Here is a 24193-nt window from a genome sequence, read left to right on the forward strand (position 1 = left end):
GGGGCTGGACATGGTGCGCACCTTATTCAGACGGCGCGCACCGCGTCCAGCCGATTTAGCGTTCTTCCTCGTCGTACGTCGAGGTGCCCGAATCCAGCAGGGGCTCCTGGGACTTGAGGTGCGGCGGGGCGAAGGCCCGCAGGACGTGGTAGCCGGTGATCACGACGATCGTGCCGAGCGCGATGCCGCTGAGCTGGAAGTTGTCGGTGAACTTCAGCGAGACCCCGCCGACGCCGATGATGATGCCCGCGGCGGCCGGGACCAGGTTCAGCGGATTGCGCAGATCCACCTTGGCGTTGATCCAGATCTGGGCGCCGAGCAGGCCGATCATGCCGTACAGGATGACGGTGATGCCGCCGAGTACGCCGCCGGGGATCGCGGCCACGACCGCGCCGAACTTGGGGCACAGGCCGAAGAGCAGCGCGAAGCAGGCGGCCGCCCAGTACGCGGCCGTCGAGTAGACGCGGGTCGCCGCCATCACGCCGATGTTCTCGGAGTAGGTGGTGTTGGGCGGTCCTCCGACCGCGGTGGAGAGCATGGAGGCGGCGCCGTCGGCGGAGATCGCGGTGCCGAGCTTGTCGTCGAGGTTGTCGCCGGTCATCTCGCCGACGGCCTTCACATGGCCCGCGTTCTCCGCGATCAGCGCGATGACGACGGGCAGCGCGACGAGGATCGCCGACCACTCGAAGCTCGGCGCGTGGAAGGACGGCAGACCGACCCAGTCGGCGTTGCCGACGGCGGAGAGGTCAAGGCGCCAGTGGTCGACGACCTTGCCGGAGGCGTCCGCCGAGTGGATCTTGCCGAAGACCTGGTCGAAGAGCCAGGAGATGGCGTACCCGAAGATCAGCCCGAGGAAGATCGCGATGCGCGACCAGAAGCCGCGCAGACAGACCACGGCAAGCCCGGTGAACAGCATGACCAGGAGCGCCGTCCACTGGTCCTGCGGCCAGTAGGTGGCCGCGGTGACCGGCGCGAGGTTGAAGCCGATCAGCATGACGACGGCGCCCGTGACGATCGGCGGCATGGCGGCGTGGATGATCCGCGCCCCGAACTTGCGCACCGCGAGGCCCACCAGGAACAGCGCGGCGCCGACCACGAGGACCGCGCCCGTCACCGTCGCGCTGGAGCCGCCCTGCGCGCGGATGACCGCGGCGACGCCCACGAAGGAGAGCGAGCAGCCCAGGTAGCTGGGCACACGGCCGCGGGTGGCGAGCAGGAAGATGGCGGTCGCGACACCGGACATCATGATCGCGAGGTTCGGGTCGAGACCCATGAGTACGGGTGCTACGAAAGATGCGCCGAACATGGCGACCACGTGCTGGGCGCCGAGCCCGAAGGTGCGCGGCCAGGAGAGCCGCTCGTCGGGACGGACGACGGCTCCGGGCGCGGGGGTGCGCCCGTCGCCGTGCAGTTTCCAGCGCACGCCGAGATCCATGGTGAGTAAGTCGCTTTCTGTGCGCCGAACCGGGCCCGGTCCTGGTGGCCGGAAATGATCGACGCCATGTTAATGCGACGTAAGTGCGGCTTCGCCCCGTCGCGGGGTGTCCGTGCCGAGGTCGGGACGGACGCCCCGCGGGGCCGGGACCTCCGTTCAGGTCCTCGGTCCGTGCGCCGCCGCGTCCGCGGGCGCGCCCTGCGCCGCCGTGCGGCCGCCCGTGCGCAGGACGCCGGCGAAGACCGTGAGGCCGCAGGCGAGCACGGTGACCAGGGCGAAGGAGGTCACCAGGCTGGTCGCCTGGGCCAGGGCGCCGATCGCCGAGGGGGCGATCAGGCTCGAGGTGTACGTGATGGTGGCGACGCCCGCGATGGCCTGGCTGGGGTTGGGGCCGCTGTGCCCGGCCGCGGCGAAGGCGAGCGGGACCACGACCGCGATGCCGAGGCCCATCAGCGCGAAGCCGCTCATGGCCATCACCGGGTGCGAGGCGAGGACCACCAGGAGACCGCCGGCCGCCGCGAGGACACCGCCCGCCCGCACCGTGCGCACCGCGCCGAACCGGTTCACCACCGCGTCGCCGGCGAGCCGGGCGATCGCCATGGTGAGCGTGAAGCCGGTGGTGCAGGCGGCGGCGGCACCGGCCGAGCTGTCCATGACGTCCCGCAGGTAGACCGCTGACCAGTCCAGGCTCGCGCCCTCGGCGAAGACCGCGCAGAAGCCGACCGCGCCGATGAGCAGCGCCGACTTGGGCGGCAGCGAGAAGCGCGGCGGCGCCTCCTCCTCGGGCTCCGCCTGTACGTCGAGGACGCCCTGGCAGACGGCGAGGCCGAGCACGGTGAGCGCGGCGGCGGCGAGCGCGTGGTGCAGCCGGGCGTCCGAGCCCAGATGGGCGGCGACGGTGCCCGCCGCGGAGCCGATCAGGGCGCCGACGCTCCACATGCCGTGCAGCCCCGACATGATCGACTTCTTCATGAGGGTCTCGGTCTCGACGCCGATCGCGTTCATCGTCACGTCCGACATGCCCGACGTCGCGCCGTACACGAACAGCGCCGCGCAGAGCGCGGGCAGGTTCGGCGCCAGCGACGGCAGGAGCAGGGCGAGGGTCCACATCGCGAGCAGTCCGCGCAGCGCGGTGCGGGCGCCGAAGCGGTGGCTGATCCGGCTGGCCAGGGGCATCGCGACGGAGGCGCCGAGCGCGGGGAAGGCGAGGGCGAGGCCCAGCATGCCCGCGCTGACGTCGGCGTGATCCTGGATCCAGGGCACCCGGGTCGCGAACGACCCCGCGACCGCGCCGTGCACGCAGAAGACGGTCGCGACGGCGATCCGCGCCCGCCTCAGCCGGTCCTTGTCGAAAACCACTTCACTCATCCCGTTCCGCCCCTCCCGAGAGCTGCCCCGATCCGGCGACGTAAACTATCAGGAAGCCTGCCTGATAAATAGACGCCTTTTTGTGGGAGGATCCGGCCATGCCTGTCTCGCCTGCCTCACCGAGTACCGCCCGAGCCATCAACGACCGGCTCGCGCTGGGCCTCCTGGAGAGCGAAGGCCCGCTGACGGCGAACCAGTTGAAGCAGCTCACGGGCCTGTCACGGCCGTCGGTCGCCGACCTCGTCGAGCGGCTCCAGGGCTCCGGGCTCATCACGGTCGTCGGCGAGGCGGGTGCCCAGCGGCGCGGGCCCAACGCCCGGCTCTACGGGATCGTCGCCGACCGGGCCCACCTCGCCGCCCTCGACGTGCGCACCGAGAGCGTCTCCGTCGTCGTCACCGATCTGCTCGGCGCGGTGCTCGCCGAGGCGTCCGCGCCCATCGGCGGCGACACCGAGCGCGCCGTGGAGGGCGCCGTCGCGCTCGTCGAACGCGCGGCGCGGGAGGGCGGCGTCCAGCGCCTGCACACCGTCGGCATCGGCGCGCCCGGACTCATCGACCCCACCACCGGCGATCTGCACGACACGACGTCGCTGCCCGCCTGGCACCGGCGCCTCGCCGGGGTCCTCCAGGAGCGGTTCGGCGCTCGCGTCCTGGTGGAGAACGAGAGCAACCTCGCGGCCCGCGCCGAGCAGCGCGACGGCGCCGCGCGCGACCGGGACACCTTCGTGCTGCTCTGGCTCGGCGAGGGCGTCGGCGCGGCCGTCGTGCTCGACGGGGTGGTGCGCAGGGGCGCGTCGGGCGGCGCGGGAGAGATCGGCTTCCTGCCCGTGCCGGGCACCGGCTCCCTGCCGTCCGCCACCGGCTGCGAGGGCGGCTTCCACTCGCTGGCCTGCGCGGACGCCCTGCGCGAACTGGGCGCGGAGCATGGGCTCGTGAAGCCCGACATGAGTGCGGCGGACGTGGTGCGGTATGCGGTGGAAGCGGACGAGGGGGCCTTCCTCGACGCCGTCGCCGAGCGGATCGCGGTCGGCGCGGCGGCGATGGCGGCGTTGCTCGATCCCGGTTGTGTAGTTCTCGGGGGCGAGATCGGCCGGGCAGGGGGCGCGGAGCTGGCGGAGCGGGTCACGGGGCGCGTGGCTGCGATGTCGCCCCTGCGGACGGAGGTTCGCGCCAGCGCGTTGGGTGGGTCCGCGGTGCTGCGGGGGGCGTTGCTCGCGGCGCGCGACGCGGCTCAGGACGAGGTTTTCGGGGGATCGCCGCGAGAGCGCTGAGCGCTGCCGTCCGCGGGCTCGTCGTGGCTTGTCGCGCCCACGTGGCGGAGCCGCATATGTCACAGCCCCGCGCCCCTTCAGGGCGACGTCTTCGCCCGCGCCGTCAGGTACTCCTCGAACGTGCCCTTGCCCACGGCCAGTTCCGGAGTCAGGTGGCCGCCCGTGCGTGCCGCGCGGAACGTCTTGCCCGGGAGGCGTACGGGGAGCAGCACGCGGCGCTTGCCGGTGGCGCGCAGGTAGGCGCGGGCCAGCTCGGTGAACGTGAGGACCTCGGGGCCTCCCATGTCGGCGACCCGGCCCGCGGGGTCTTCGCCGGCCAGCTCCGCCAGGCGGTCGGCGACTTCGGAGACCTCGATCGGCTGGTCGCGGACGCCCGAGAGGACCGGCATCAGCGGGAGCTTCGCCATGCCTTCCAGGACCGAGAGGACCAGGTCGTGGAACTGGGTGGTCCGCAGGATCGTCCAGCCGATGCCCGACTCCTCGACGAGCCGCTCCACGGCGAGCTTGGACTTGTAGTAGCCGAGCGGCACCCGGTCGACGCCGACGATCGAGATGTACACCAGGTGTGCGACGCCCGCGCCGCGTGCCGCCTCGATGAGGTTCCGTGCGGCCCGCTCGTCACCGCCGCGCGGCGTGCTCGCGCAGTGCACGACCGTGTCCACACCCGCCACCGCCGCGTCGAGGCCCGTGCCTTCGCGCAGGTCGACGGCGTACGGCCGGGAGCGGCGGCTGAGCACGCGCACCTCGTGGCCGTCCGTACGCAGCCGTTCCGTCACGAGGCGGCCGAGGGTTCCGGTGCCGCCGGTCACCAGGATCGTGGTCATCACAGGTCTCCTTCGCAGTGCGGACGCCAGGGGCGCGTCCGTCACCAGCTGAGACCGGGCAGCCGCCGAAAACGTGACAGCCGGAGCTAGACCGAGGCCAGCTGGCGCTCCGCGAACGCCAGTTTGTCCGGGTTGACCACGGCCCGCACCCCGACGACCGCGCCGTCGTCGGACAGCTCGAACGAGGCGGTTCCCACCAGCGTCCCCTCGACCCGCGCGAGCACCGCGGGCGCGCCGTTGACCTCGGCGTACGAGAAGTCCATCGCGGCGCCGAAGGTCCGCATGCCGCCCACCAGGAACCGTACGACCTTCTCGCGCCCCAGGACCGGCCTGCGGGCCGCGGAGACCTTGCCGCCGCCGTCGCCCCACCAGGTCACGTCGGCGGCGAGCAGCTTCTCCAGGCCCGCGACGTCGCCGTCCCGCGCCGCCGCGAGGAACGTCTCGACGAACTCCCCGCGCAGCCGGGGCTCCGGCTCGAAGCGGGCCCGCCCTTCGGAGACCGCGCGCGCCGCCCTGCGGTACAGCTGGCGGGAGTTGGCCTCGCTCGTGTCGAGGACCTCGGCGATCTCGCGGTGGCCGTACGCGAACGCCTCGCGCAGCACGTACACCGCGCGCTCGGTCGGGGTGAGCCGCTCCAGTACGACCAGGAGCGCCATCGACACCGCGTCGCGCCGCTCCGCCGACTCCAGGGGGCCGAGCGCGCCGCCAGCGGTGAGCACCGGTTCGGGCAGCCAGGTGCCCACGTACTCCTCGCGCCGGGCGCGGGCGGAGGTGAGCCGGTTCAGACAGAGGTTGGTGACGACCTTCGCGAGCCAGGCGGCGGGCTGCCCGATGTCCGCGCGGCGGGCGCCGTTCCAGCGCAGATACGCGTCCTGGACGGCGTCCTCCGCCTCCTGCGCGGAGCCGAGCATGCGGTAGGCGAGGCCGAACAGGCGCGGGCGGTGGGACTCGAACTCGGCCGCCAGGGTGGTCGCTGTACTCACCGCGCCAGCGTCCCAGAGAGGCGGACGGCCCGGCCCGCCGGGGCCGGGCCGTCCGGGGTCCCGGGGGCGGGGCAAGGGCGCGTCAACCCGCCGCCGGGCGTTTCACGGGGGAGCCGTCAGCAGGCGCCCAGGTCCTGCCAGACCCCCCACTCGCCGGTGGTGCCGGGCTTGTCGCCCTTCGTCCACCACTTGGCCTTCCAGGTGTGCCCGTCCTGCGACACGACGCTCCCGCTGCCGTACTCGGACGTCGCGCTCCAAGCGGCGGGGGTGCACTTGCCGGGCGGGTCGGTGGGGCCGGGCGGGTCGGTGGGGCCCGTGCCGGTGCCGGGCTCCACCAGCGTGGTGCCGCGCGCCAGGTCACCGGCGAGGGCGTACGTCGTCCCCGCGATGTTCACCGTCCAGTTCGAGGGCGTCGAGACCGGCAGGTAGTAGTTGAACGACAGGTCGACGGAGGCGCCGGGGGCCAGCGTCTGCCAGGCGGGCAGCTTCAGCGAGACGCGGTGGAAGTCGCCCTTGAGGCCGCCGACGTTGCTGCCGGTGTGGCCGCTGCTGATCACCTTCGTGCCGAAGCCGGACTGGTCGGAGGCGTTGCCGGGGGCGGAGGTGCCGTAGTCGAACTGGAACTCCGTGCCGCCGGGCAGCGTCGTCTTCGTGTTGTTGGTGATCTTCAGCTTGGGCGTGATCGGGTAGTTGGAGTCGCCGAGCTTGAACTCGCCGAACTGCACGCCGATGTCGACGGCCTTGGCCGGCAGGTCCTGGCCCGCGACCTTCGCGCCGTACGGGGCGGCCGACTTGAACTTGTCGTACATAGCGGTGGTCAGCGTGTCGCCGATCTCGTACTGCCCCTTGGCGGAGTTGTAGGCGTAGTCACCCGCGAGCTCCCACACCATCGTGCCGCCGATGCCCTTGTCGACCACGTAGTCGGCCTTGGCCTTCACCGACTGCTCGTCCTCGGTGGACAGGAAGACCTTCTTGTCGGCGTTCCACAGCCAGGGCGCCACCAGGGTGGAGTCGTACTTGCGGGCGTACGTGCCGGTCAGCTTGGTGTCGGCGGGGAAGCCGTACTTGGTGACGTAGTCCCCGACGACGCCCTTCTCCAGGTTCTTGGCGTGCCACATCGGGTTCGACCCCGCCGGGGACTCCTTGCCGTTGGCGTCCTTGTCGTGCCACAGGTTGTCGATCCCGACGGCGCCGTCACCGCACTTGGTGAGCCCGGCGCCCGCCGGACAGTTCGTGGTGGCCGCCTTGCCCCAGAGCCCGTCGGTGCCGCCCTGCACGTTCTTGAAGCCGCGCGTGTAGTACGGCAGTCCGATGTTGATGCGTCCCGCGGGCATCGAGCCGCGGAAGTAGTGGTAGGCCCAGTCGGTGTTGAGATAGCCGACGCCGCCGTACTGCTGGCTGCCGTAGACGCCGGCCGCCGCGAGTTCGGCGTCCTTGCCGTCGTCGTAGAGCGAGGCGTTGGGGCCCACGTACTCGTTCCAGGCGCCGTGCAGGTCGTACGACATGATGTTGACGTAGTCCAGGTACTTCTGGACCTGGAAGGTCTCCATGCCGCGCAGCAGATAGCCGGACGAGGGGGCCGCGACGGTCAGCATGTAGTGCCTGCCGTCGGCGGCGCCCGCCCGGTCGAGCTTCTCGCGCAGGGACTTCATCAGCGCGGCGTAGCCCTTGACCAGGCCCGCGCGGCGGCCGTTGGAGAGCTGCCAGTCCAGCGGGTTGCCCGAGTCCTTCATCGTCGTCGGGTACTCGTAGTCGATGTCGACGCCGTTGAAGCCGTACTTCTTGATGAAGGCGACGGTGGAGTCGGCGAACGTGTCGATGCCCGCCTGGTTCACCGAGCCGTCCGCGTTGGTGGCCATCGAGTAGAAGCCGCCGGAGTCCACGCGCTTGCCGTCGTCGCCGAAGTAGCCGCCCGTCTCGGCCCAACCGCCCACGGAGACCAGCGTCTTGACGTTCGGGTGCTGCTTCTTGAACTTGTTCAGGAGGTTGAAGTGGCCCTTGTAGGAGAACCCGGGGTCCATCTCCGCGCCCGCGACGCCCGGCCAGGTCATGCCGGTCGCGGCGTTCTTCTCGCCGTCCGAGCCGACGGAGATCTTGTTGTCCTTGTCGACGTGTGCGAAGGCGTAGTTGAGGTGGGTGACCTTGTCCCACGGGATGTCCGACGCCAGATAGGCGGGCTCACCGTTCTTGCCGGTGCGCCAGCCGGTGAAGTAGCCGATGACGCGCCGCTGGTGGTCGGCGCCCATCTTCTCGCGGCCCGCGCTGTCGTAGACGGAACAGTAGGGAACGTCCACGCCTGGGGTCTTGTACAGGCCGTCGGGTCTGCAGGACTCGTTGTCGGCGGCGTGGGACGTACTCGCGGTGACGGCGCTCAGGAGCAGCCCGGCGACGGCTGCGCCGGCGGCGACGAACGTGGTTCTTGCTCGTGTTCGTACGAGGGACACGTCGGTTCCTCCTGGGGAGGCTCGGTGCCGCGCGGGGGCGCGGCGGGGCGAACAAGGGCGGCGGCCCCTGGTGTGCGCACACCGGGCGGGCCTCTCCTGGGAGTGACGCAGACGTTAAGAGGACTAGACCAGGCGGTCAATAGGTATGGACCAATTGAAATGGCCGGGCTTCGGCGGTGTGCGGGCCGTCGGATCGGAAGGTGTGCCCCCGCTCCGCCTGTGAGCCAGGCCACAGCCCCTCGCTCGCCTGGCCGACGATCAGGCGTGGCACACTGGCCTCGTACCAGAAGCAGCGCACTCCGGGGTCGGTGTAATTCCGAACCGGCGGTTATAGTCCGCGACCCGGTCGCCTCCAGCGACCGGTTGACCAGGTGAAATTCCTGGACCGACGGTGAAAGTCCGGATGGGAGGCAGTGCGCGGCGGGCGGGCATCTTTGCACGCCGTCGTAGTGGCTCGTTCCTGGCTCCTCCAGGGACGGTTCCTGGGGTTTCCCGGGGACAGGTGTCGTTCCGGCGCAGGCGTCGCTCCAGATGTGCTCGTCCGTACGTTCTGTCGTCATCGACAGGCCCCGGAGTCCGTGCCCGAAGAGGCAGGAGGACCCGGTGGCCACCGCCGTAGCCGAAGCAGCCGCCATGCGGCGCGCAGTCGCGCTTTCCGCGCTCGGTCTCGGAGCTACGAGCCCCAACCCGGTCGTCGGCTGCGTCGTCCTCGACGCCGCGGGCGAGACCGTCGGCGAGGGCTGGCACCAGCGCGCCGGCGGCCCGCACGCCGAGGTGCACGCCCTGCGCGCGGCCGGTGAGCGGGCCCGCGGCGGCACCGCCCTCGTCACCCTCGAACCCTGCAACCACACCGGCCGCACGGGACCCTGCGCGCAGGCCCTCATCGACGCGGGGATCGCCCGCGTCGTGTTCGCGGTCGGCGACCCCAACCCCACCGCGACCGGCGGCGCGCACACCTTGCGCGCGGCGGGCATCGAGGTGGAGCAGGGCCTGCTTGAGGCCGAGGCCGCCGCGGGCAACGCCGCCTGGCTGACCTCCGTACGGCTCGGCCGCCCGCACGTCACCTGGAAGTACGCCGCCACGCTCGACGGCCGCAGCGCCGCCGCCGACGGCACCAGCCGCTGGATCACCTCCGCCGAGTCCCGCGCCGACGTGCACCGGCTGCGCGCCGAGTGCGACGCGGTCGTGGTCGGCTCGGGCACCCAGCGCGCCGACGACCCGCACCTGGCCGTACGCGGCATCGAGGGCGCGAGGCAGCCGCTGCGCGTCGTCCTCGACACGAACGGCACGGCCGTCGCGCCCGGCGCCCGCGTCCTGGACGACGCGGCGCCCACGCTGATCGCCGTCGCCGCCGACGTCACCCCCGCGCACGAGGCCGTGGAAACGGTCCGACTGCCGCGCGCGGAGGGCGGGTTGGACGTCCTGGCCCTCCTCGACGTGCTGCACGCGCGCGGCGTGCGCTCCGTCCTCCTCGAAGGCGGCCCGACGCTGGCCGGGGCGTTCGTCGCCGCCGGCGCCGTCGACCGCGTCATCGGCTATCTCGCCCCCGTCCTGCTCGGCGCGGGCACCGCCGTCCTGACCGGCGGCGGAATCACCACCCTCACCGAAGCGTTGCGGCTCGACATGAGCGAGACCGTCCGCATCGGCCCCGACCTGCGCATCACCGCGACCCTCGTAGCGAAGGAGCACTGACGTGTTCACCGGAATCGTCGAAGAGCTGGGCGAGATCACCGCCGTCGAGAACCTCCCCGACGCCTCCCGCTTCCGCCTGCGCGGGCCCGTGGTCACCGAGGGCGCCAAACACGGTGACTCCATCGCGGTCAACGGCGTCTGTCTCACCGTCGTGGAGCACGAGGGCGACGAGTTCACCGCCGACGTGATGGCCGAGACCCTGAACCGCTCCAGCCTCGGCGCGCTCGCCGTCGGCTCGCGCGTCAACCTGGAGCGCCCCACCTCGGTCGGCGCGCGCCTGGGCGGCCACATCGTGCAGGGGCACGTTGATTCGGTCGGCACCGTCCTGGAGCGCAAGCCGTCCGAGAACTGGGAGATCGTCAAGGTCTCGCTCCCCGCCGACCTCGCGCGCTACGTCGTCGAGAAGGGCTCCATCACGGTCGACGGCGTCAGCCTCACCGTCGTGGACGCGGGCCCCGACCACTTCACCATCAGCCTGATCCCCACGACCCTCGCGCTGACCACGCTCGGCATCAAGCAGCCCGGCGACCCGGTCAACCTCGAGGTCGACATCATCGCCAAGTACGTGGAGCGCCTCCTCGGCGACCGCGCCCAGGTCCCTGATCAGGAGGCCACCCGGTGAACTGGCTCAACTCCGAGGCCTTCACGGCCTTCGACCAGCACATCATGTGGTCCGACATGATCGGCAACACCGTCGGTCTGATCGCCCTCGCGCTCGGCTGGCGGCGCTCGATCTGGACCTGGCCCGCCCAGTTCCTCTCCGGCGTCATCCTCGTCGCCGCGTACGCCTCCGCGCAGCTGTCCGGCGGCGTCGGCAAGCAGCTCCTCGTCATCGGCGTCGCGCTGTGGGGCTGGCGGCAGTGGACGCGCGGCAGGCAGCAGGCGCAGGACGGCTCCATCGCCATCCGCTTCGCCACCTGGAAGGAGCGGGGCGTCCTGCTCGCGGGCACCGCCGTCGGCACGGTCGCGGTCGGCGCGCTCTTCGCCGCCGTCCCCTCGCTCTCCTGGAACCCCTGGCCGGACGCCTACATCTTCGTGGGCACGCTCGCCGCGATGGTCGCCCAGGCCCGCGGGCTCGTCGAGTTCTGGTTCGCCTGGCTGCTCGTCGACGTGGTCGGCGTGCCGCTCGCCTTCAGCAGCGGCCTGGCCTTCTCCGGCCTGGTCTACGTCGTCTACCTCGCCCTCGTCCTCTGGGGCATGCGCGACTGGTGGCTGCGCTCCCGCGCGGCGGCCTCTCAGCCCGTCATGGAAGGAGCCCCGGCATGACTGTGGCCCCCGTTTGGTACAGCACGGACAACGCCGAAGACCTCTCCCTCGACCCCGTCGAGCAGGCCGTCCAGGACATCGCCGCGGGCCGCCCCGTGGTCGTCGTCGACGACGAGGACCGCGAGAACGAGGGCGACCTCGTCATCGCCGCCGAGAAGGCGACCCCCGAGATCGTCGCCTTCATGATGAGCGAGTGCCGCGGCCTGATCTGCGCGCCGATGGAGACCGACGAACTCGACCGGCTCCGGCTGCCGCAGATGGTCGAGCACAACACCGAGTCGATGAGCACGGCCTTCACCGTCTCCGTCGACGCCTCGCCCGCCCACGGCGTGAGCACCGGCATCTCCGCCGCCGACCGCGCCACCACGCTCCGGCTCCTCGCGGGCGGCGAGGCATCGGCCGACGACTTCGTACGCCCTGGGCACGTCTTTCCGCTGCGCGCCAGGCCCGGCGGCGTGCTCGTGCGCAACGGCCACACCGAGGCCGCCGTCGACCTCGCCCGCCTCGCGGGCCTGCGCCCCGCCGGGGCCATCGTGGAGATCGCGGGCGAGGACGGCAAGATGCTGCGCCTTCCCGAGCTGGTCCCCTTCGCCCGCAAGCACGGCCTGACGATCATCTCCATCGAGGACCTGATCGCCTACCGCCGCTCGTCGGAGCCGACCGTGCGCCGCGAGGCCGAGGTCCGACTGCCCACCGCCTTCGGCGACTTCACGGCGTACGGCTACCGCTCCACCGTCGACGGCGTCGAGCACGTCGCCCTCGTGCACGGCGGCATCGGCGACGGCGACGACGTGCTCGCCCGGCTGCACTCCGAGTGCCTCACCGGCGACATCTTCCACTCCCTGCGCTGCGACTGCGGCCCGCAGCTTGAGGCGTCCATGCGGCGCGTCACCGAGGAGGGCCGCGGCGTCGTCGTCTATCTGCGCGGCCACGAGGGGCGCGGCATCGGCCTGCTCTCCAAGCTGCGCGCCTACGAGCTCCAGGAGCGCGGCAGCGACACCCTGGACGCCAACCTGGAGCTCGGCCTGCCCGCCGACTCCAGGGACTACGGCGCGGGCGCCCGGATCCTCGACGACCTCGGCGTACGCAGCGTCCGGCTGATGACCAACAACCCCGACAAGACGGCCGCGGTCCTGCGGCACGGCCTGAAGGTCACCGGGCGCGAGCCCATGCCCGTCAAGGCAGGCGAGCACAACCTGCGCTACCTGCGCACCAAGCGGGACCGGATGGGGCACGACCTGCCGTGGCTCGACGCCCCCGGCGTCTCGGCCTGCGGCAACCAGTAGGCCCTGCGGCAACCAGCAAGCACCGATCAACGAACACGTACGAACACAAGGAGAAGCGCGTGAGCGGCAAGGGTGCACCCGAACTGAGCGTCAAGAACTGCGGCGACCTGCGGGTGGCGGTGATCGCCGCGCAGTGGCACGAGAAGGTCATGGACGGCCTGGTGGACGGCGCCCTGCGCGCCCTGCACGAGCTGGGCATCAGCGAGCCGACCGTCCTGCGCGTGCCGGGCAGCTTCGAGCTGCCGGTCGTCGCGAAGGTCCTCGCCGGACGCGGCTACGACGCGATCGTCGCGCTCGGCGTCGTCATCCGCGGCGGCACCCCGCACTTCGAGTACGTGTGCCAGGGCGTCACCCAGGGCCTCACCCAGGTCTCCGTCGACAGCGGAGTCCCGATCGGCTTCGGCGTCCTGACCTGCGACACCGAGGAGCAGGCCCTGGACCGTGCGGGCATCGAGGGATCCCACGAGGACAAGGGACACGAAGCGGTCACCGCGGCCGTGGCCACCGCCACCACGCTGCGTACCGTCTCCGAACCCTGGCGCTGAGCGGCGCCGCGCGGCCGCGTAGAGTGAACGGCATCATGTCCAAGAAGACTTTCGAGGAGCTCTTCACCGAGCTCCAGCACAAGGCCGCCAACGGCGACCCCGCGACCTCCCGCACCGCCGAGCTGGTCGACAAGGGCGTCCATGCCATCGGCAAGAAGGTCGTCGAGGAGGCCGCCGAGGTGTGGATGGCCGCCGAGTACGAGGGCAAGGAAGCCGCCGCCGAGGAGATCTCCCAGCTCCTGTACCACGTACAGGTGATGATGGTCGCCCGGGGCATCTCCCTCGACGACGTGTACGCCCACCTCTGAGCCGTACCGCACCTTTCGTCCGTTCCGCCCAACTCACCGTCACGCAAAGGAATCCGACCTCATGCTGCGCATCGCCGTCCCCAACAAGGGTTCACTGTCCGGACCTGCGTCGGCGATGCTCCATGAGGCCGGATACCAGCAGCGCAAGGAGTCCAAGGAACTCGTCCTCGTCGACCCCGAGAACGAGGTGGAGTTCTTCTACCTGCGGCCCAAGGACATCGCGATCTACGTCTCGGCCGGCAAGCTCGACATCGGCATCACCGGACAGGACCTCCTGATCGACTCCGGTGCCGACGCCGAGGTGATCCTGCCGCTCGGCTTCGCGCGCTCCACCTTCCGCTTCGCCGCCAAGCCCGGCACCGCGAACGGCATCGAGGACCTGGCGGGCAAGACCGTCGCCACCTCGTACGAGGGAATCGTCGCCAAGCACCTCGCGAACAGCGGCATCGACGCCTCCGTCGTCCACCTGGACGGCGCCGTCGAGACCGCCATCGAGCTGGGCGTCGCCCAGGTCATCGCGGACGTCGTGGAGACCGGCACCTCGCTGCGGAACGCGGGCCTCGAAGTCTTCGGCGAGCCGATCATGAAGTCCGAGGCGGTCGTCATCCGGCGCTCCGGCGCCGACACCGACGAAGCCGTCCAGCCGAAGGTCGAGCAGTTCCTGCGCCGCCTCCAGGGCGTCCTGGTCGCCAGGTCGTACGTGATGATGGACTACGACTGCCGCGCCGAGCACCTGGAGCAGGCCGTCGCCCTCACCCCGGGCCTGGAGTCGCCGACCATCTCCCCGCTGCACAACGAGGGCTGGGTGGCCGTCCGTTCCATGGTCCCGGCCAAGGAGGCCCAGCGGATCATGGACGATCTGTACGCCATCGGCGCGCGGGCCATCCTGACCACCGCCATCCACGCCTGCCGCCTCTGACCCGGCAGGAGACTCCCGCCATGACCGACGCACCCGTCCCGCCCGCCCTGCCCGTCACCTTCCGGCCGACGCGGACCCGGGCCGTCCTGCTCGCCGCCGGCGCCGCGATGTTCGTGGTGCTCACGGTGATCGCCTTCCTGCTGCCCACGCTCAGCCCGGGGGAGCGGACCAGCTTCGTCTTCACCGGCGCGTTGCTCTGCGGCGTGCTCGTGCTGCTCAGCAGGCCCAAGGTGGTCGCCGACGAGTCCGGCGTCACCGTCGTCAACATCGCCACCAGGCGGCGGCTCGCCTGGGCCGAGATCGTGCAGGTCAACCTGCGCCCCGGCGACCCCTGGGTGTTCCTGAACCTGAGCGACGGCACCAGCCTGCCCGCCCTCGGCATCCAGCCGGGCATCGCCAGGCAGCAGGCCATCGGCGACGCCCGCGCCCTGCGCGCGCTCGCCGACGCCCGCACCGCTCGCGGGGACTGACGCCGCGCGCCCGGTCTTGATTAATCTGGTGGCGGGGCACGCATGGTGTGCCGCCCCGCTCCTGCCGAGCCCGCCAGGCTCCCCAGGGGCTCCTGCTACCCGAGGAGTGACTCCCTCCGGCGATGGACGGATCGTCCTGTAGTACCTGCGCCGCCCCCTCCCGACATACCGGGACCGGCACGACCGGGGAGGCGGCGGTATGACAGCCTCTCTGCTGCTTCTCGGGGCGGCATTCCTGCTCATTCTCGCCAACGGCTTCTTCGTGGCGGCCGAGTTCGGCCTCGTCACCGTCGAACGCCCGGACGCGGAGAAGGCCGCGGCCGACGGTGACCGTCGGGCCCGCACGGTCGTCGGTGCCCTCAAGGAGCTGTCCTTCCAGCTCTCCGGCACCCAGCTCGGCATCACCATCACCTCCCTCGTCGTCGGCATGCTCGCCGAACCGGCCCTCGCGCACCTGCTCGCGGGCCCGTTCACGGCGGCCGGCATCCCGGGGGGCGCGGTCGGCGGTGTCTCCGTGGTGGTCGGCATGCTCCTCGCCTCCGCCGTACAGATGGTCATCGGCGAACTGGTGCCCAAGAACTGGGCGGTGTCCCGGCCCCTCCAGGTCGCGCGATTCGTCGCGGGCCCGCAGCACGCCTTCTCACGGCTGTTCCGGCCGGTGATCGCGCTGCTCAACACCGTGGCCAACCGTCTCGTACGCACCCTGGGCGTCGAGCCCGCCGAGGAGCTGGCGTCCGCCCGCACCCCCGGTGAACTGGTCTCCCTGGCCCGGCACTCGGCGCAGGCCGGCGCCCTGGAACAGGACACGGCCGACCTGTTCGTGCGCACCCTCTCGCTCGGCGGACTGACCGCGCAGCACGTCATGACGCCGCGCGTGAAGGTCAGCGCCCTCCAGTCGTCGGCGACCGCGGAGGACGTGGTGAACCTGACCCGGGCCACCGGCCTGTCCCGCTTCCCCGTCTACCGCGAGCGGATCGACGAGATCGTCGGCATGGTGCACCTCAAGGACGCCCTCGCGGTCGCCGCCCACGAGCGTCTGCGGACGCCCGTGAGCCGCATCGCGCAGGCCCCGCTGCTCGTCCCGGAGACGCTGCCCGTGCAGCTCCTCCTCGGACGGCTGCGCAAGGAGCAGCCCATCGCCGTCGTCGTCGACGAGTACGGCGGCACGGCGGGCGTGGTCACCCTGGAGGACATCGTCGAGGAGATCGTCGGCGAGGTCCGTGACGAGCACGACCTGCACGACGTGCCCGAGCTGTCGGCGGCGCCGCCCGAGGACGGCAGGCCCGTCTGGGACGCCGACGGCAGCTGCCGCGTCGACACGCTGCGGGGCATCGGGCTCGACGTGCCCGAAGGGCCCTACGAGACGGTGGCGGGCCTCGTCGCCGATCTCCTCGGCCGCATCCCCGCACCCGGCGACCGCGCCGAACTCCCCGGACTGCGGATCGCGGTGCGTCAGGTCGGGCACTACCGCGCCGAGCGGGTCAGGATCGTCGCCGACGCGGACACCGCGGTCCGTACGTCCGTCGTGGAGGCGGTCCGATGAGTCTGCTGCAACTTCTCTTCGCCGTCCTGCTCGTCCTCGCCAACGGCTTCTTCGTGGGCGCCGAGTTCGCCCTCGTCTCCGTACGCCGCAGCCAGATCGAGCCCCTGGAGTCCAAGCGGGCCCGCCAGGTCCTGTACGGCCTCGAACACCTGCCGCAGATGATGGCGGCGGCCCAGTTCGGCATCACCGTCTGCTCGTTGACGCTCGGCGCGGTGGCCGAACCGACCGTCGCGCATCTCCTGGAGCCGGTGTTCGAAGCGGTCCGGCTGCCGCACGGCATGATCCATCCGCTCGGCTATGTGATCGCGCTCGCCGTCGTCGTCTTCCTCCACCTGGTCATCGGCGAGATGGTCCCGAAGAACCTCGCGATGGCGGCGCCGGAGAAGACCGCGCTCTGGTTCAGCCCCGGCCTGGTCGCCTTCGCACGCCTGTGCCGCCCGGTGACGGTGGCGCTCGGCGCCTGTGCCAGGGTCGTCCTCAAGGCCTTCGGGGTGGAGCCCAAGGACGAGGTCGAGGCGGTCTTCACCAGCGAGCAGCTGAACCGGCTCGTCGAGGACTCGGGCCAGGCCGGACTGCTCGACCCCGAGGAGCAGGAGCGCCTGGAGGACGCCCTCGAACTGGGCTCGCGCCCGGTGACGGACGTCCTCCTCGACCGCGCCTCCCTGGTCACCGTGGGCCCCTCGGTCACCCCGGGCCAAGTCGTCGAACTCACCGGGCGCACCGGGTACTCGCGCTTCCCGGTCCGCGCGGAGAACGGCGCCTTCATGGGCTACCTCCACGTCAAGGACGTCCTGGACCTGGAGGAGACGGACCGCGCCGTTCCGCAGCAGGTGTGGCGCCCGATGACGACCCTGCGGGCCGAACTCCCGCTGGACGACGCCCTGACCGTGATGCGCCGCGCCGCGACGCATCTGGCGCAGGTCGCCGACGGTTCGGGCAAGGTGCTCGGCCTGGTCGCCCTGGAGGACGTCCTGGAGCTCCTGGTCGGCGAGGTCCGCGACCCGGCGCACCGGATCGCGCTGCCGCGTTCCCCGGCGCAGGAGGTCAGGGACACCGCACTCGTCGGCTGACCGGTGGCACGGGGCGGGTTCAGCCGCTCAAGGGGTTCTGCGGCCCCCGCCCCGAAAGCACCTCTCCGTAGGCCTGCATCAGATCCGGCAGGCGCAGCGTCGACAGGTCGTCGCGGTCGGGGGAGCCCGGGTAGCCGGACAGGCGCAGGTCGCGGTAGGCGCAGCTCTTCTCGTACAGCGTGCGCAGGAAGCGGCCGTTGCCGAGCTCGTCGATCCACGCCTGGTCGACCACGTGCCCGCTGATGGACCTCAGCTCGTCCAGGGCCTCCTCGTCCCACACGTCTCCGTTGTCGGCGGCGAGGACCTCGCCGATGGAGGTGAGCTCCAGGGGGCGGTACGAGGGGAAGTCCACGCGGGTCGTGAAGCGCGAGGAGAGCCCGGGGTTGGCGGCGAGCAGCCGGTCCATGCCCTCGGGGTAGCCGGCGAGGATCACCACGAGGTGGTCGCGGTTGTCCTCGGCGCGCTTGAGGAGCACCTGAAGCGCCTCGTCCCCGTACGCGTCCCCCTTGCCGTAGCCCGAGTTGGAGAGCGAGTACGCCTCGTCGACGAAGAGCACGCCGCCGATCGCCGAGTCGATCAGCTCGTTGGCCTTCACGGCGGTCTGGCCCAGGTACTCGCCGACCAGATCGGCGCGCTGGGCCTCGACCAGATGGTCGCCGCCGAGCAGTCCGAGGGCGTAGAAGACCCGGCCGAGGATGCGGGCCACGGTGGTCTTGCCGGTGCCCGAGGGGCCGGAGAAGACGAAGTGTCGTTTCGGCGGCTGTACGGGCAGGCCCTGCGCGGCCCGCAGACGCGCCATGTTCAACTGCGCGGAGAGCGCCTTGACCTGGCGTTTGACCGGTTCGAGGCCGACCATGCGCTCCAGCTCGGCGAGCGCGGCCTCCAGGAGCGCGGGGTCGGTGGGCCCCGGCGGCAGCTGCGGCGGGCCCGCCTTGATCGGGATGATCGCCTTCTCGCGGACCGCGTCGGTCTCCGAAGGCCCCGGCGGCCCGCCGACCGGCGGCAGTTGGGGGTCGGTGACCTTCAGGTCCCGCCCCTCCGTGCCGAACAGCGGCTCGATGCCGTCGGGCCCTTCGAGCAGGTCCGGGCTCGCCCCCGCCAGGCTGATCGCGGCGGCCAGATCGGCCGCCTCGTCGTACCCGTCGCCCTCGGCGATCGCCGCGAGCCGCGCGGAGGTGTCCATGAAGGCGGGGTCCACCCGGTGCACCGCGCGGTACAGCGGCAGGGCCGCCGCCGAGCGCCCGGTGCCCTCGTGCGCGCGGGCCAGCCAGTAGCGCAGCTCCTTGCGCTGCGGCTGCTCGCTGCGGCAGCGCATCAGGGCGGCCGAGAGCAGCGGATCCGCCTGGCCGTACATCTCCAGGCGCACCCGGGCCATGCCGCCGAAGAGACCGGCCTCGATGCCCAGCATCGGATCGTCGATCAGCGGGTCGGTGTGCCGCACCAACTGCTCCCAGTCCTTGACCAGATAGGAGCGGCAGGCGTGCAGGAAGCGGACCTGCGCGTCCGCGTCGACCGGCGGCAGACCGGCGAGCGCCCGGTCGAGCTCGGGCACATGGCGCCCGTCCAGCCAGTGCGAGGCGTGCGCGAGCAGCAGGTCGCGGGTGCTCTCCAGGACGGGCTGGACCCACCAGCCCAGCCAGTACCAGGAGTTGAGGGTCCTGGTGTGCCGGGCGCGCTGCTCCCCGAACCGGTCCCTGTGCTGGAACATCCGCAGCAGCGCCGTCGTCGTGTCGATGCGCAGCGCGTGCAGTCCGAGCCAGCCGTCGGCCATCCCCGGATCCATCCGCACCGCCGTGCGGAACTCCTCCTCCGCCTGTGGATACGCGCCCATCGTGTAGGCGTCGACGCCCCTCAGCCAGGCGAGGTCGGCCGGGGCGGGTGAGCCCACCGCGTCGAAGTCCATCACGTCCCCCACAAACCGTGCCCCCGTGTGCGTACCGTCGGGCGGTGCCCGTCGGCCACTTCGCTGAACCGCCGTGCTGCGGACGGGAGTTGACTCGGTGCGCAGAGCTGCGACCGTCCGAAAGGCGCACCGAGATGCATCGTACCTGCGGGGGAGCGGTCGGCCGTAGGGTGCCGCACCGCGGGATCGGGCGGGCGGGACCGCCGGGGAGCGGGGCCGATGGTGACCGAGGGTGAGCGAATGGCCGCTCGCAGCGTCCGGAAATCGGGCCCGAAAGGCAGAACGAAGCCCCCGATCACGGGGGAACAACCGGGGGCTTCGCGTCTGCGGGCGGCCCCGAAAGACCGCACATTCAGAACGTAAGTCCTGTAAGGCCCCTGGGTCAAGCAGAGTTGGGGCACTCGCCGAAACTCGCCGGAGCAAGTGGAAGCGCTTTTCCGGAGGTTCAGCGGACCGCCGATGGTTCCTAACTCTCCGTGACGACTTGGGTCCCGACTGGCGTCCCACCCGGGCCCTGGAGCAACTCGTATCCCTCCGGACACTGTCGTACCAAAAGGTCGGCGAACGGCCGGGAAGGGTCCTTGGCGAAGTGTTGGCGTTCCGCGGGCTCCCACCCGTCCCAGAAATCACTCTGGACCGCGCCGTCCCGGTGGCGTCCGCGCGCCCATGCCTCCTCCTGCGGCACGTCCATCCACAACAGCCGGGCGAGGAAGGGCCGCAGTGCCGCGCGGCCCGCGCCGACGCCCTCGACGAGCACCACGGGCGCGGGCGGCAGCACCTGGTCGGCGGGGCCGAAGCGGCGTCCGGTCCAGTCGTAGACCGCGTAGCGCGCGGCCTCCCCGCGCGAGAGCGGCCCGATGACGTCGCGGCGCAGCCGCTCCGTCCAGTCGAACAGCGCGTCGTGGCTCGCGAGGTCGTCGAGGCGCAGGACAGGCGCACCGCCGAGCGCGTCGGCGAGCCGGCGCGCGAACGTCGACTTCCCCGAGCCCGCGTGGCCGTCCACGGCGACGATCCTGACGGGGCCGCAGGAGGGCGCGAGGGCCCGCAGGGCCCCGGCGAGGCGGGGGAGCGCGGAGCGCGGGCCGGGGTCCTGCCGCGGGCGGGGGTGCGAGTGCCTGGTCATCACCGGCAAGCGTACGACCGCGGAAGGATGTGTTCCGCGCGCCGTCGCAGGTCATGCCATTGGTAGAGGCCAATAATGTTGCGCGCGGCAGTGCCCGAAGCGCTGGCAGAAGTCGGCGGGGACCGGCCATAGTTGGCCCACTTCCGTGCACCTGACCCGACCATCCGGCGTCCCGCCGGAGACCACGTCGACTGGGGGTCCCTCATGGACCGAGCAGACAGAGCTGACCGAGCTGATGACATGTCCCGCAGAGCCGTGCTGGCCACGGCCGCCGCGGTAGCCGCCGTCGCGGCCACCGCGGGCCCCGCCCTGGCCGCGGGATCCACGCGGGGGGCGGCCGCCCGCCCGCCGCGCGCGGACCGCCTCGTGGACAACCACTTCTGGACCTCGTACGCGGACTGGCGCACCGGCACCGCCGAGGGCACCAAGGCCGTCAAGAGCGGCCGCGCGGGCCTGCGCATCGCCGCTGCCGTGGGCCGCACCGACTACACCGATCCGCACACCGGCACGACCGCCACCTGGGAGTACGCCCGGTGGACCTCGCCCGTCCACCGCTCCACCGTGCCCGCGACGGAGGCCATCGCCTCCTGGAACGCGCACACCCCCGCGGGCACCTGGCTCCAGGTCGAGCTGCTCGGCACCTACTCCGACACGACCACGACCCCTTGGTACGTCATGGGGCGCTGGACCGCGGGCGACGACCTGGCGACCGACATCAGGCGGACCTCGGTCGACGACCAGACCGACGGCAAGTCCACCGTCTGGACGGACACGCTCTCCCTGGACGACACGACGGCGCCCCTGCGGATCGCCTCCTACCAGCTGCGCCTGACCCTCTACCGCCGGCCGGGCGCCACCGAGACGCCCACGGTCTGGCGGCTCGGCGCCATGGCGTCCGCCGTCCCCGACCGCTTCACGGTCCCCGCGACCACGCCGGGCAAGGGCAAGGAACTGAAGGTCCCGCGCTACTCGCAGGAGATCCACGCCGGGCAGTACCCGGAGTACGACAACGGCGGCGAGGCCTGGTGCAGCCCCACCTCCTCGCAGATGATCATCGAGTACTGGGGTCGCAAGCCCACCCCCGAGGACCTCGCCTGGGTCGACCCGACCTACGCCGACCCGCAGGTGTGCCACGCGGCCCGCTACACCTTCGACTACCAGTACAACGGCTGCGGCAACTGGCCCTTCAACGCCGCGTACGCCGCGACCTACCGGGACCTCCAGGGCGTGGTGACCCGCCTGGCGTCCCTCACGGAGCTGGAGTCCCTGGTAGCCGCGGGCATCCCGGCCATAACGTCCCAGTCCTTCCTCAAGGAGGAACTGACCGGCGCGGGCTACGGCACGGCGGGCCACCTCATGACGGTCATCGGCTTCACCTCGACCGGCGACGTGATCGCCAACGACCCCGCCTCACCGTCCGACGCGGCGGTGCGCCGCGTCTACAAGAGGCGCGAGTGGGAGAACATCTGGCTCCGCACCAAGCGCTACAACGCCTCGGGAAAGGTCGTCTCGGGCACGGGGGGCGTCTGCTACCTGTACTTCCCGACGAAACTCTCCACGGCGCAGCGCAAGGCGCTCGCCGCGGTGGGCATCCGCTGACGGGACCACCGACCGGGCCCGGCCCGAAGCCCCTTCCCCGCGCGGGAAGGGGCTTCCCTTCTGTGGGCCCGCCGCACGCCCGGCGATCGCCCCGGAAGAAAATCGCGAAGGGAGACATAGATCGCCCATGGTCCCCGCGTCCTTGGGGGCGTCAGAAAACGGGAGGGGCCATGAACCCGCAGGACCACGAGAGATTCCGGGAGTTCGTCGACGCCCGGTGGAGCGCGCTGCTCCGCCTGGCCAATCTGCTCACCGGCGGCGATCGGCACGAGGCCGAAGACCTCGTGCAGACCGCGCTGATGAAGGCGCTGAGCCGCTGGCGGCACGTCGAGGATCCGGAAAGCTATGTGCGCAAGGTGATGTACCGGCACCAGATCAGCCGGTGGCGGCTGCGCAGACCGCACCGGGAACCCACGTTCGCCGCGCCGCCCGAGAGCCTCGGTGTCGCCGACGGCACGTCCGCCGCCGATCTGCGGATCACCGTGGGCCGGGCACTCGGCCGGCTGACGCCGCGTCAGCGCACCGTCCTGGTGCTGCGCTACTTCGAGGACCTCTCCGAGACGGAGGTCGCCGCCGCGCTCGGCTGCTCGGTGGGCACCGTACGCAGCACCACCCACCGGTCGCTGGCCCGGCTGCGCGAACTCGCGCCCGAGCTGGATTCCCCGGCGCACGCCGCCACCGTCCCGCACCGCACGTCCCTGAAGGGAGCCCGCACATGAACGCCGACCAGCTGGACGACACGATCAGGGACACCCTGAACGCCTGGACCCCGAAGGACTCCGGAGCTCCGGCGGGGATCGCCGACCGCATCGTGCGCCGCCGTCGGCGGCGCAACCTCGTCCGTGCGACGGGCGCCGTACTCGGCCTGGCCGGCGTCACCCTGGGCGCCGCCCTCGTGACCGGCGCGACCGGCGACGACGGGGCGCGGCCCGCCACCCGGGTGAGCAAGGAGAGCAAGCTGCTCTGGCGGACCACGCTGCCCGGCAAGTCCTGGGACGCCTGCACCACCGGCGCCGGCGACGTGTACTGCCGGGGAGTGGGGTACGACGCCATCGGCGTGGACGGCCGCACCGGCGGGATCGACTGGCGGCGCGAGGCGAAGGACCCGCACAGCGGCAGCTCCCCTGCGGGGACGATGCCCGGTGTCCGCGACGGCATCGTGTACACCTACGCCGACCACGACCCGGGAGCGACCAGCGCGGGCACCGACCTGGTCGCCCTCGACGCGGACACCCGCAAGGTGCTGTGGCGGCACAAGCTGGCCGACGACAGCCGCGGCGCCGACTCCGCCGTCCTGTTCGACGGCGGTGTCCTCGCCAACACACCCACCTTCAAGCGCGTGGCCGCGCTGGACGGCAGGACGGGCCGCACGCTGTGGACGTACCACCGGACGCAGGCCGACTGCGCGCGGGCCGTGATCGGCGGCGTCCCGTACCTGACGTGCTCCCCGGACAGCGCCAAGGCACCGCAGCGCAGCGCCGTCGTCCGCCTCGACCCGAAGACGGGCAGGCCGACGGAGGTGGCCACCGTGAAGGGGCTCACCGTGAAGATCGGCACGGACGGGGACGCCGTGCTGCTGATCGCTCCCGCCGACGGAAAGGCCTTCTCCGACAAGCCGGGCTCCGCCCTCCTGATCCGGGTGGACACGGGCTCCGGAGCGGTGACGCGGCACAAGCTCGACCGGCCGCTGTCCGGTGTGGTCGCCGACGGCCGCGTCCTGGGCACCGACGGGGACGGCAGGGCCTTCGCGTACTCCGCCGACGACGGCCGGCGGCTGTGGACGCGGGACCTGGGGCTGACGCTCCGCAAGGCGCCGCACGACCCGACGATGCGCGAGATCCCCTCGGACGCGGCGGTGGACCTCAGCGCCCGGGTGGCCTACTTCCTCGACCCGTCGGGCCATCTGGTGGGGCTCGACCTGGACAGCGGCGAGGTGCGCTGGCGCGGCGATGTGCCGCAGCCCAAGAGCCCCTTGCAGGCCGGAGTCGCGCCCGAGCTCATGCGCGAGGGACGCAGCCTCGTCGGCCAGACCGGCGGCGAGCTGTTCCGGATCGAGCCCCGGCCGTCCCCCAAGGGCTGACGGCCGGCGGGCGGGCCGTGCGGACTCCGGCGGGGGAACCCGGAGCTCGCACGGCCGCTGCCTG

At 71.9% G+C, this 24193-nt stretch carries 21 protein-coding genes and 1 riboswitch; of the genes, 14 read left to right on the forward strand and 7 right to left on the reverse strand.

Features of this window, described 5'->3' with window-relative positions; genetic code table 11:
- Positions 1 to 55: 55 nt before the first annotated feature.
- Entirely contained in the window at positions 56 to 1435 is a 1380-nt protein-coding gene (locus tag ACIO9J_RS32660) for a uracil-xanthine permease family protein (protein ID WP_402007528.1), read from the reverse strand.
- A 156-nt stretch (positions 1436 to 1591) separates the two neighbouring features.
- Positions 1592 to 2803 carry an MFS transporter gene (locus tag ACIO9J_RS32665; RefSeq protein WP_402007530.1) on the reverse strand — a complete coding sequence of 404 codons (1212 nt, stop codon included), beginning with the start codon at positions 2801 to 2803 and terminating at the stop codon, positions 1592 to 1594.
- A 98-nt stretch (positions 2804 to 2901) separates the two neighbouring features.
- On the opposite strand from ACIO9J_RS32665, the gene ACIO9J_RS32670 reads away from it, so the two are divergent.
- On the forward strand, positions 2902 to 4074 hold the full coding sequence (locus tag ACIO9J_RS32670; RefSeq protein WP_402007532.1) for an ROK family transcriptional regulator: 1173 nt from the start codon (positions 2902 to 2904) through the stop codon (positions 4072 to 4074).
- 77 nt (positions 4075 to 4151) lie between these two features.
- Here ACIO9J_RS32670 and ACIO9J_RS32675 read toward each other — a convergent pair whose 3' ends face one another.
- From ACIO9J_RS32675 to ACIO9J_RS32685, 3 genes are all read right to left on the reverse strand, one after another.
- Entirely contained in the window at positions 4152 to 4898 is a 747-nt protein-coding gene (locus tag ACIO9J_RS32675; protein WP_402007533.1) for an SDR family oxidoreductase, read from the reverse strand.
- Positions 4899 to 4984: 86 nt separating this feature from the next.
- Complete coding sequence (locus ACIO9J_RS32680; RefSeq protein WP_402007535.1) at positions 4985 to 5881, reverse strand: RNA polymerase sigma-70 factor; 897 nt, start codon at positions 5879 to 5881, stop codon at positions 4985 to 4987.
- A gap of 116 nt (positions 5882 to 5997) precedes the next feature.
- The gene (locus ACIO9J_RS32685) at positions 5998 to 8325 is read right to left on the reverse strand and encodes a chitinase C-terminal domain-containing protein (RefSeq protein WP_402007537.1); all 2328 of its coding nucleotides are present in this window, start codon (positions 8323 to 8325) and stop codon (positions 5998 to 6000) included.
- A gap of 290 nt (positions 8326 to 8615) precedes the next feature.
- Positions 8616 to 8746, forward strand: a riboswitch (FMN riboswitch).
- Between the two features lie 212 nt (positions 8747 to 8958).
- Between ACIO9J_RS32685 and ribD the strand changes: the two genes are divergently transcribed.
- From ribD to ACIO9J_RS32735, 10 genes are all read left to right on the forward strand, one after another.
- Positions 8959 to 10017: a bifunctional diaminohydroxyphosphoribosylaminopyrimidine deaminase/5-amino-6-(5-phosphoribosylamino)uracil reductase RibD gene (gene ribD / locus ACIO9J_RS32690; protein WP_402007707.1), complete on the forward strand. Its 1059-nt coding sequence runs from the start codon at positions 8959 to 8961 to the stop codon at positions 10015 to 10017.
- 1 nt (position 10018) lies between these two features.
- Positions 10019 to 10639 (forward strand): riboflavin synthase, encoded by a 621-nt coding sequence (locus tag ACIO9J_RS32695; protein WP_402007539.1) that lies wholly within the window; start codon positions 10019 to 10021, stop codon positions 10637 to 10639.
- A gap of 44 nt (positions 10640 to 10683) precedes the next feature.
- Positions 10684 to 11283, forward strand: coding sequence for a nicotinamide riboside transporter PnuC (locus ACIO9J_RS32700; RefSeq protein ID WP_402007709.1), 600 nt, complete (start codon positions 10684 to 10686; stop codon positions 11281 to 11283).
- On the forward strand, positions 11280 to 12569 hold the full coding sequence (locus ACIO9J_RS32705) for a bifunctional 3,4-dihydroxy-2-butanone-4-phosphate synthase/GTP cyclohydrolase II (protein WP_402007541.1): 1290 nt from the start codon (positions 11280 to 11282) through the stop codon (positions 12567 to 12569). Before ACIO9J_RS32700 ends, ACIO9J_RS32705 begins: the two co-directional genes overlap by 4 nt.
- 59 nt (positions 12570 to 12628) lie before the next feature.
- Positions 12629 to 13114 (forward strand): 6,7-dimethyl-8-ribityllumazine synthase, encoded by a 486-nt coding sequence (gene ribH / locus ACIO9J_RS32710; protein WP_402007543.1) that lies wholly within the window; start codon positions 12629 to 12631, stop codon positions 13112 to 13114.
- A 35-nt stretch (positions 13115 to 13149) separates the two neighbouring features.
- Positions 13150 to 13422: a phosphoribosyl-ATP diphosphatase gene (locus ACIO9J_RS32715; protein WP_030951748.1), complete on the forward strand. Its 273-nt coding sequence runs from the start codon at positions 13150 to 13152 to the stop codon at positions 13420 to 13422.
- Between the two features lie 61 nt (positions 13423 to 13483).
- Positions 13484 to 14341: an ATP phosphoribosyltransferase gene (gene hisG / locus ACIO9J_RS32720; RefSeq protein WP_402007546.1), complete on the forward strand. Its 858-nt coding sequence runs from the start codon at positions 13484 to 13486 to the stop codon at positions 14339 to 14341.
- Positions 14342 to 14361: 20 nt separating this feature from the next.
- On the forward strand, positions 14362 to 14811 hold the full coding sequence (locus ACIO9J_RS32725; protein WP_402007547.1) for a PH domain-containing protein: 450 nt from the start codon (positions 14362 to 14364) through the stop codon (positions 14809 to 14811).
- Positions 14812 to 15010: 199 nt separating this feature from the next.
- Positions 15011 to 16354, forward strand: coding sequence for a hemolysin family protein (locus ACIO9J_RS32730; RefSeq protein WP_402007549.1), 1344 nt, complete (start codon positions 15011 to 15013; stop codon positions 16352 to 16354).
- The gene (locus tag ACIO9J_RS32735; RefSeq protein ID WP_402007551.1) at positions 16351 to 17424 is read left to right on the forward strand and encodes a hemolysin family protein; all 1074 of its coding nucleotides are present in this window, start codon (positions 16351 to 16353) and stop codon (positions 17422 to 17424) included. The genes ACIO9J_RS32730 and ACIO9J_RS32735 overlap by 4 nt, the downstream gene beginning before the upstream one ends.
- A 19-nt stretch (positions 17425 to 17443) precedes the next feature.
- Here the strand turns inward: ACIO9J_RS32735 and ACIO9J_RS32740 are convergent, their stop codons facing one another.
- Positions 17444 to 19327 carry an AAA family ATPase gene (locus ACIO9J_RS32740; RefSeq protein ID WP_402007553.1) on the reverse strand — a complete coding sequence of 628 codons (1884 nt, stop codon included), beginning with the start codon at positions 19325 to 19327 and terminating at the stop codon, positions 17444 to 17446.
- A gap of 466 nt (positions 19328 to 19793) precedes the next feature.
- The gene (locus ACIO9J_RS32745; protein WP_402007555.1) at positions 19794 to 20450 is read right to left on the reverse strand and encodes a uridine kinase; all 657 of its coding nucleotides are present in this window, start codon (positions 20448 to 20450) and stop codon (positions 19794 to 19796) included.
- A gap of 240 nt (positions 20451 to 20690) precedes the next feature.
- Here ACIO9J_RS32745 and ACIO9J_RS32750 point away from each other — a divergent pair, with 240 nt between their 5' ends.
- The 3 genes from ACIO9J_RS32750 (at position 20691) to ACIO9J_RS32760 (ending at position 24129) form a co-directional block, all read left to right on the forward strand.
- A complete protein-coding gene (locus ACIO9J_RS32750; protein WP_402007557.1) occupies positions 20691 to 22049 on the forward strand; it encodes a peptidase C39 family protein in 1359 nt (452 codons plus the stop codon).
- Between the two features lie 170 nt (positions 22050 to 22219).
- Positions 22220 to 22768 (forward strand): SigE family RNA polymerase sigma factor, encoded by a 549-nt coding sequence (locus ACIO9J_RS32755; protein WP_402007559.1) that lies wholly within the window; start codon positions 22220 to 22222, stop codon positions 22766 to 22768.
- Positions 22765 to 24129 (forward strand): PQQ-binding-like beta-propeller repeat protein, encoded by a 1365-nt coding sequence (locus ACIO9J_RS32760; protein WP_402007561.1) that lies wholly within the window; start codon positions 22765 to 22767, stop codon positions 24127 to 24129. The genes ACIO9J_RS32755 and ACIO9J_RS32760 overlap by 4 nt, the downstream gene beginning before the upstream one ends.
- Positions 24130 to 24193: the final 64 nt, after the last annotated feature.

The organism is Streptomyces sp. NPDC087300 (genome assembly GCF_044744425.1).
In the GTDB taxonomy this organism is placed as follows: Bacteria; Actinomycetota; Actinomycetes; order Streptomycetales; family Streptomycetaceae; genus Streptomyces.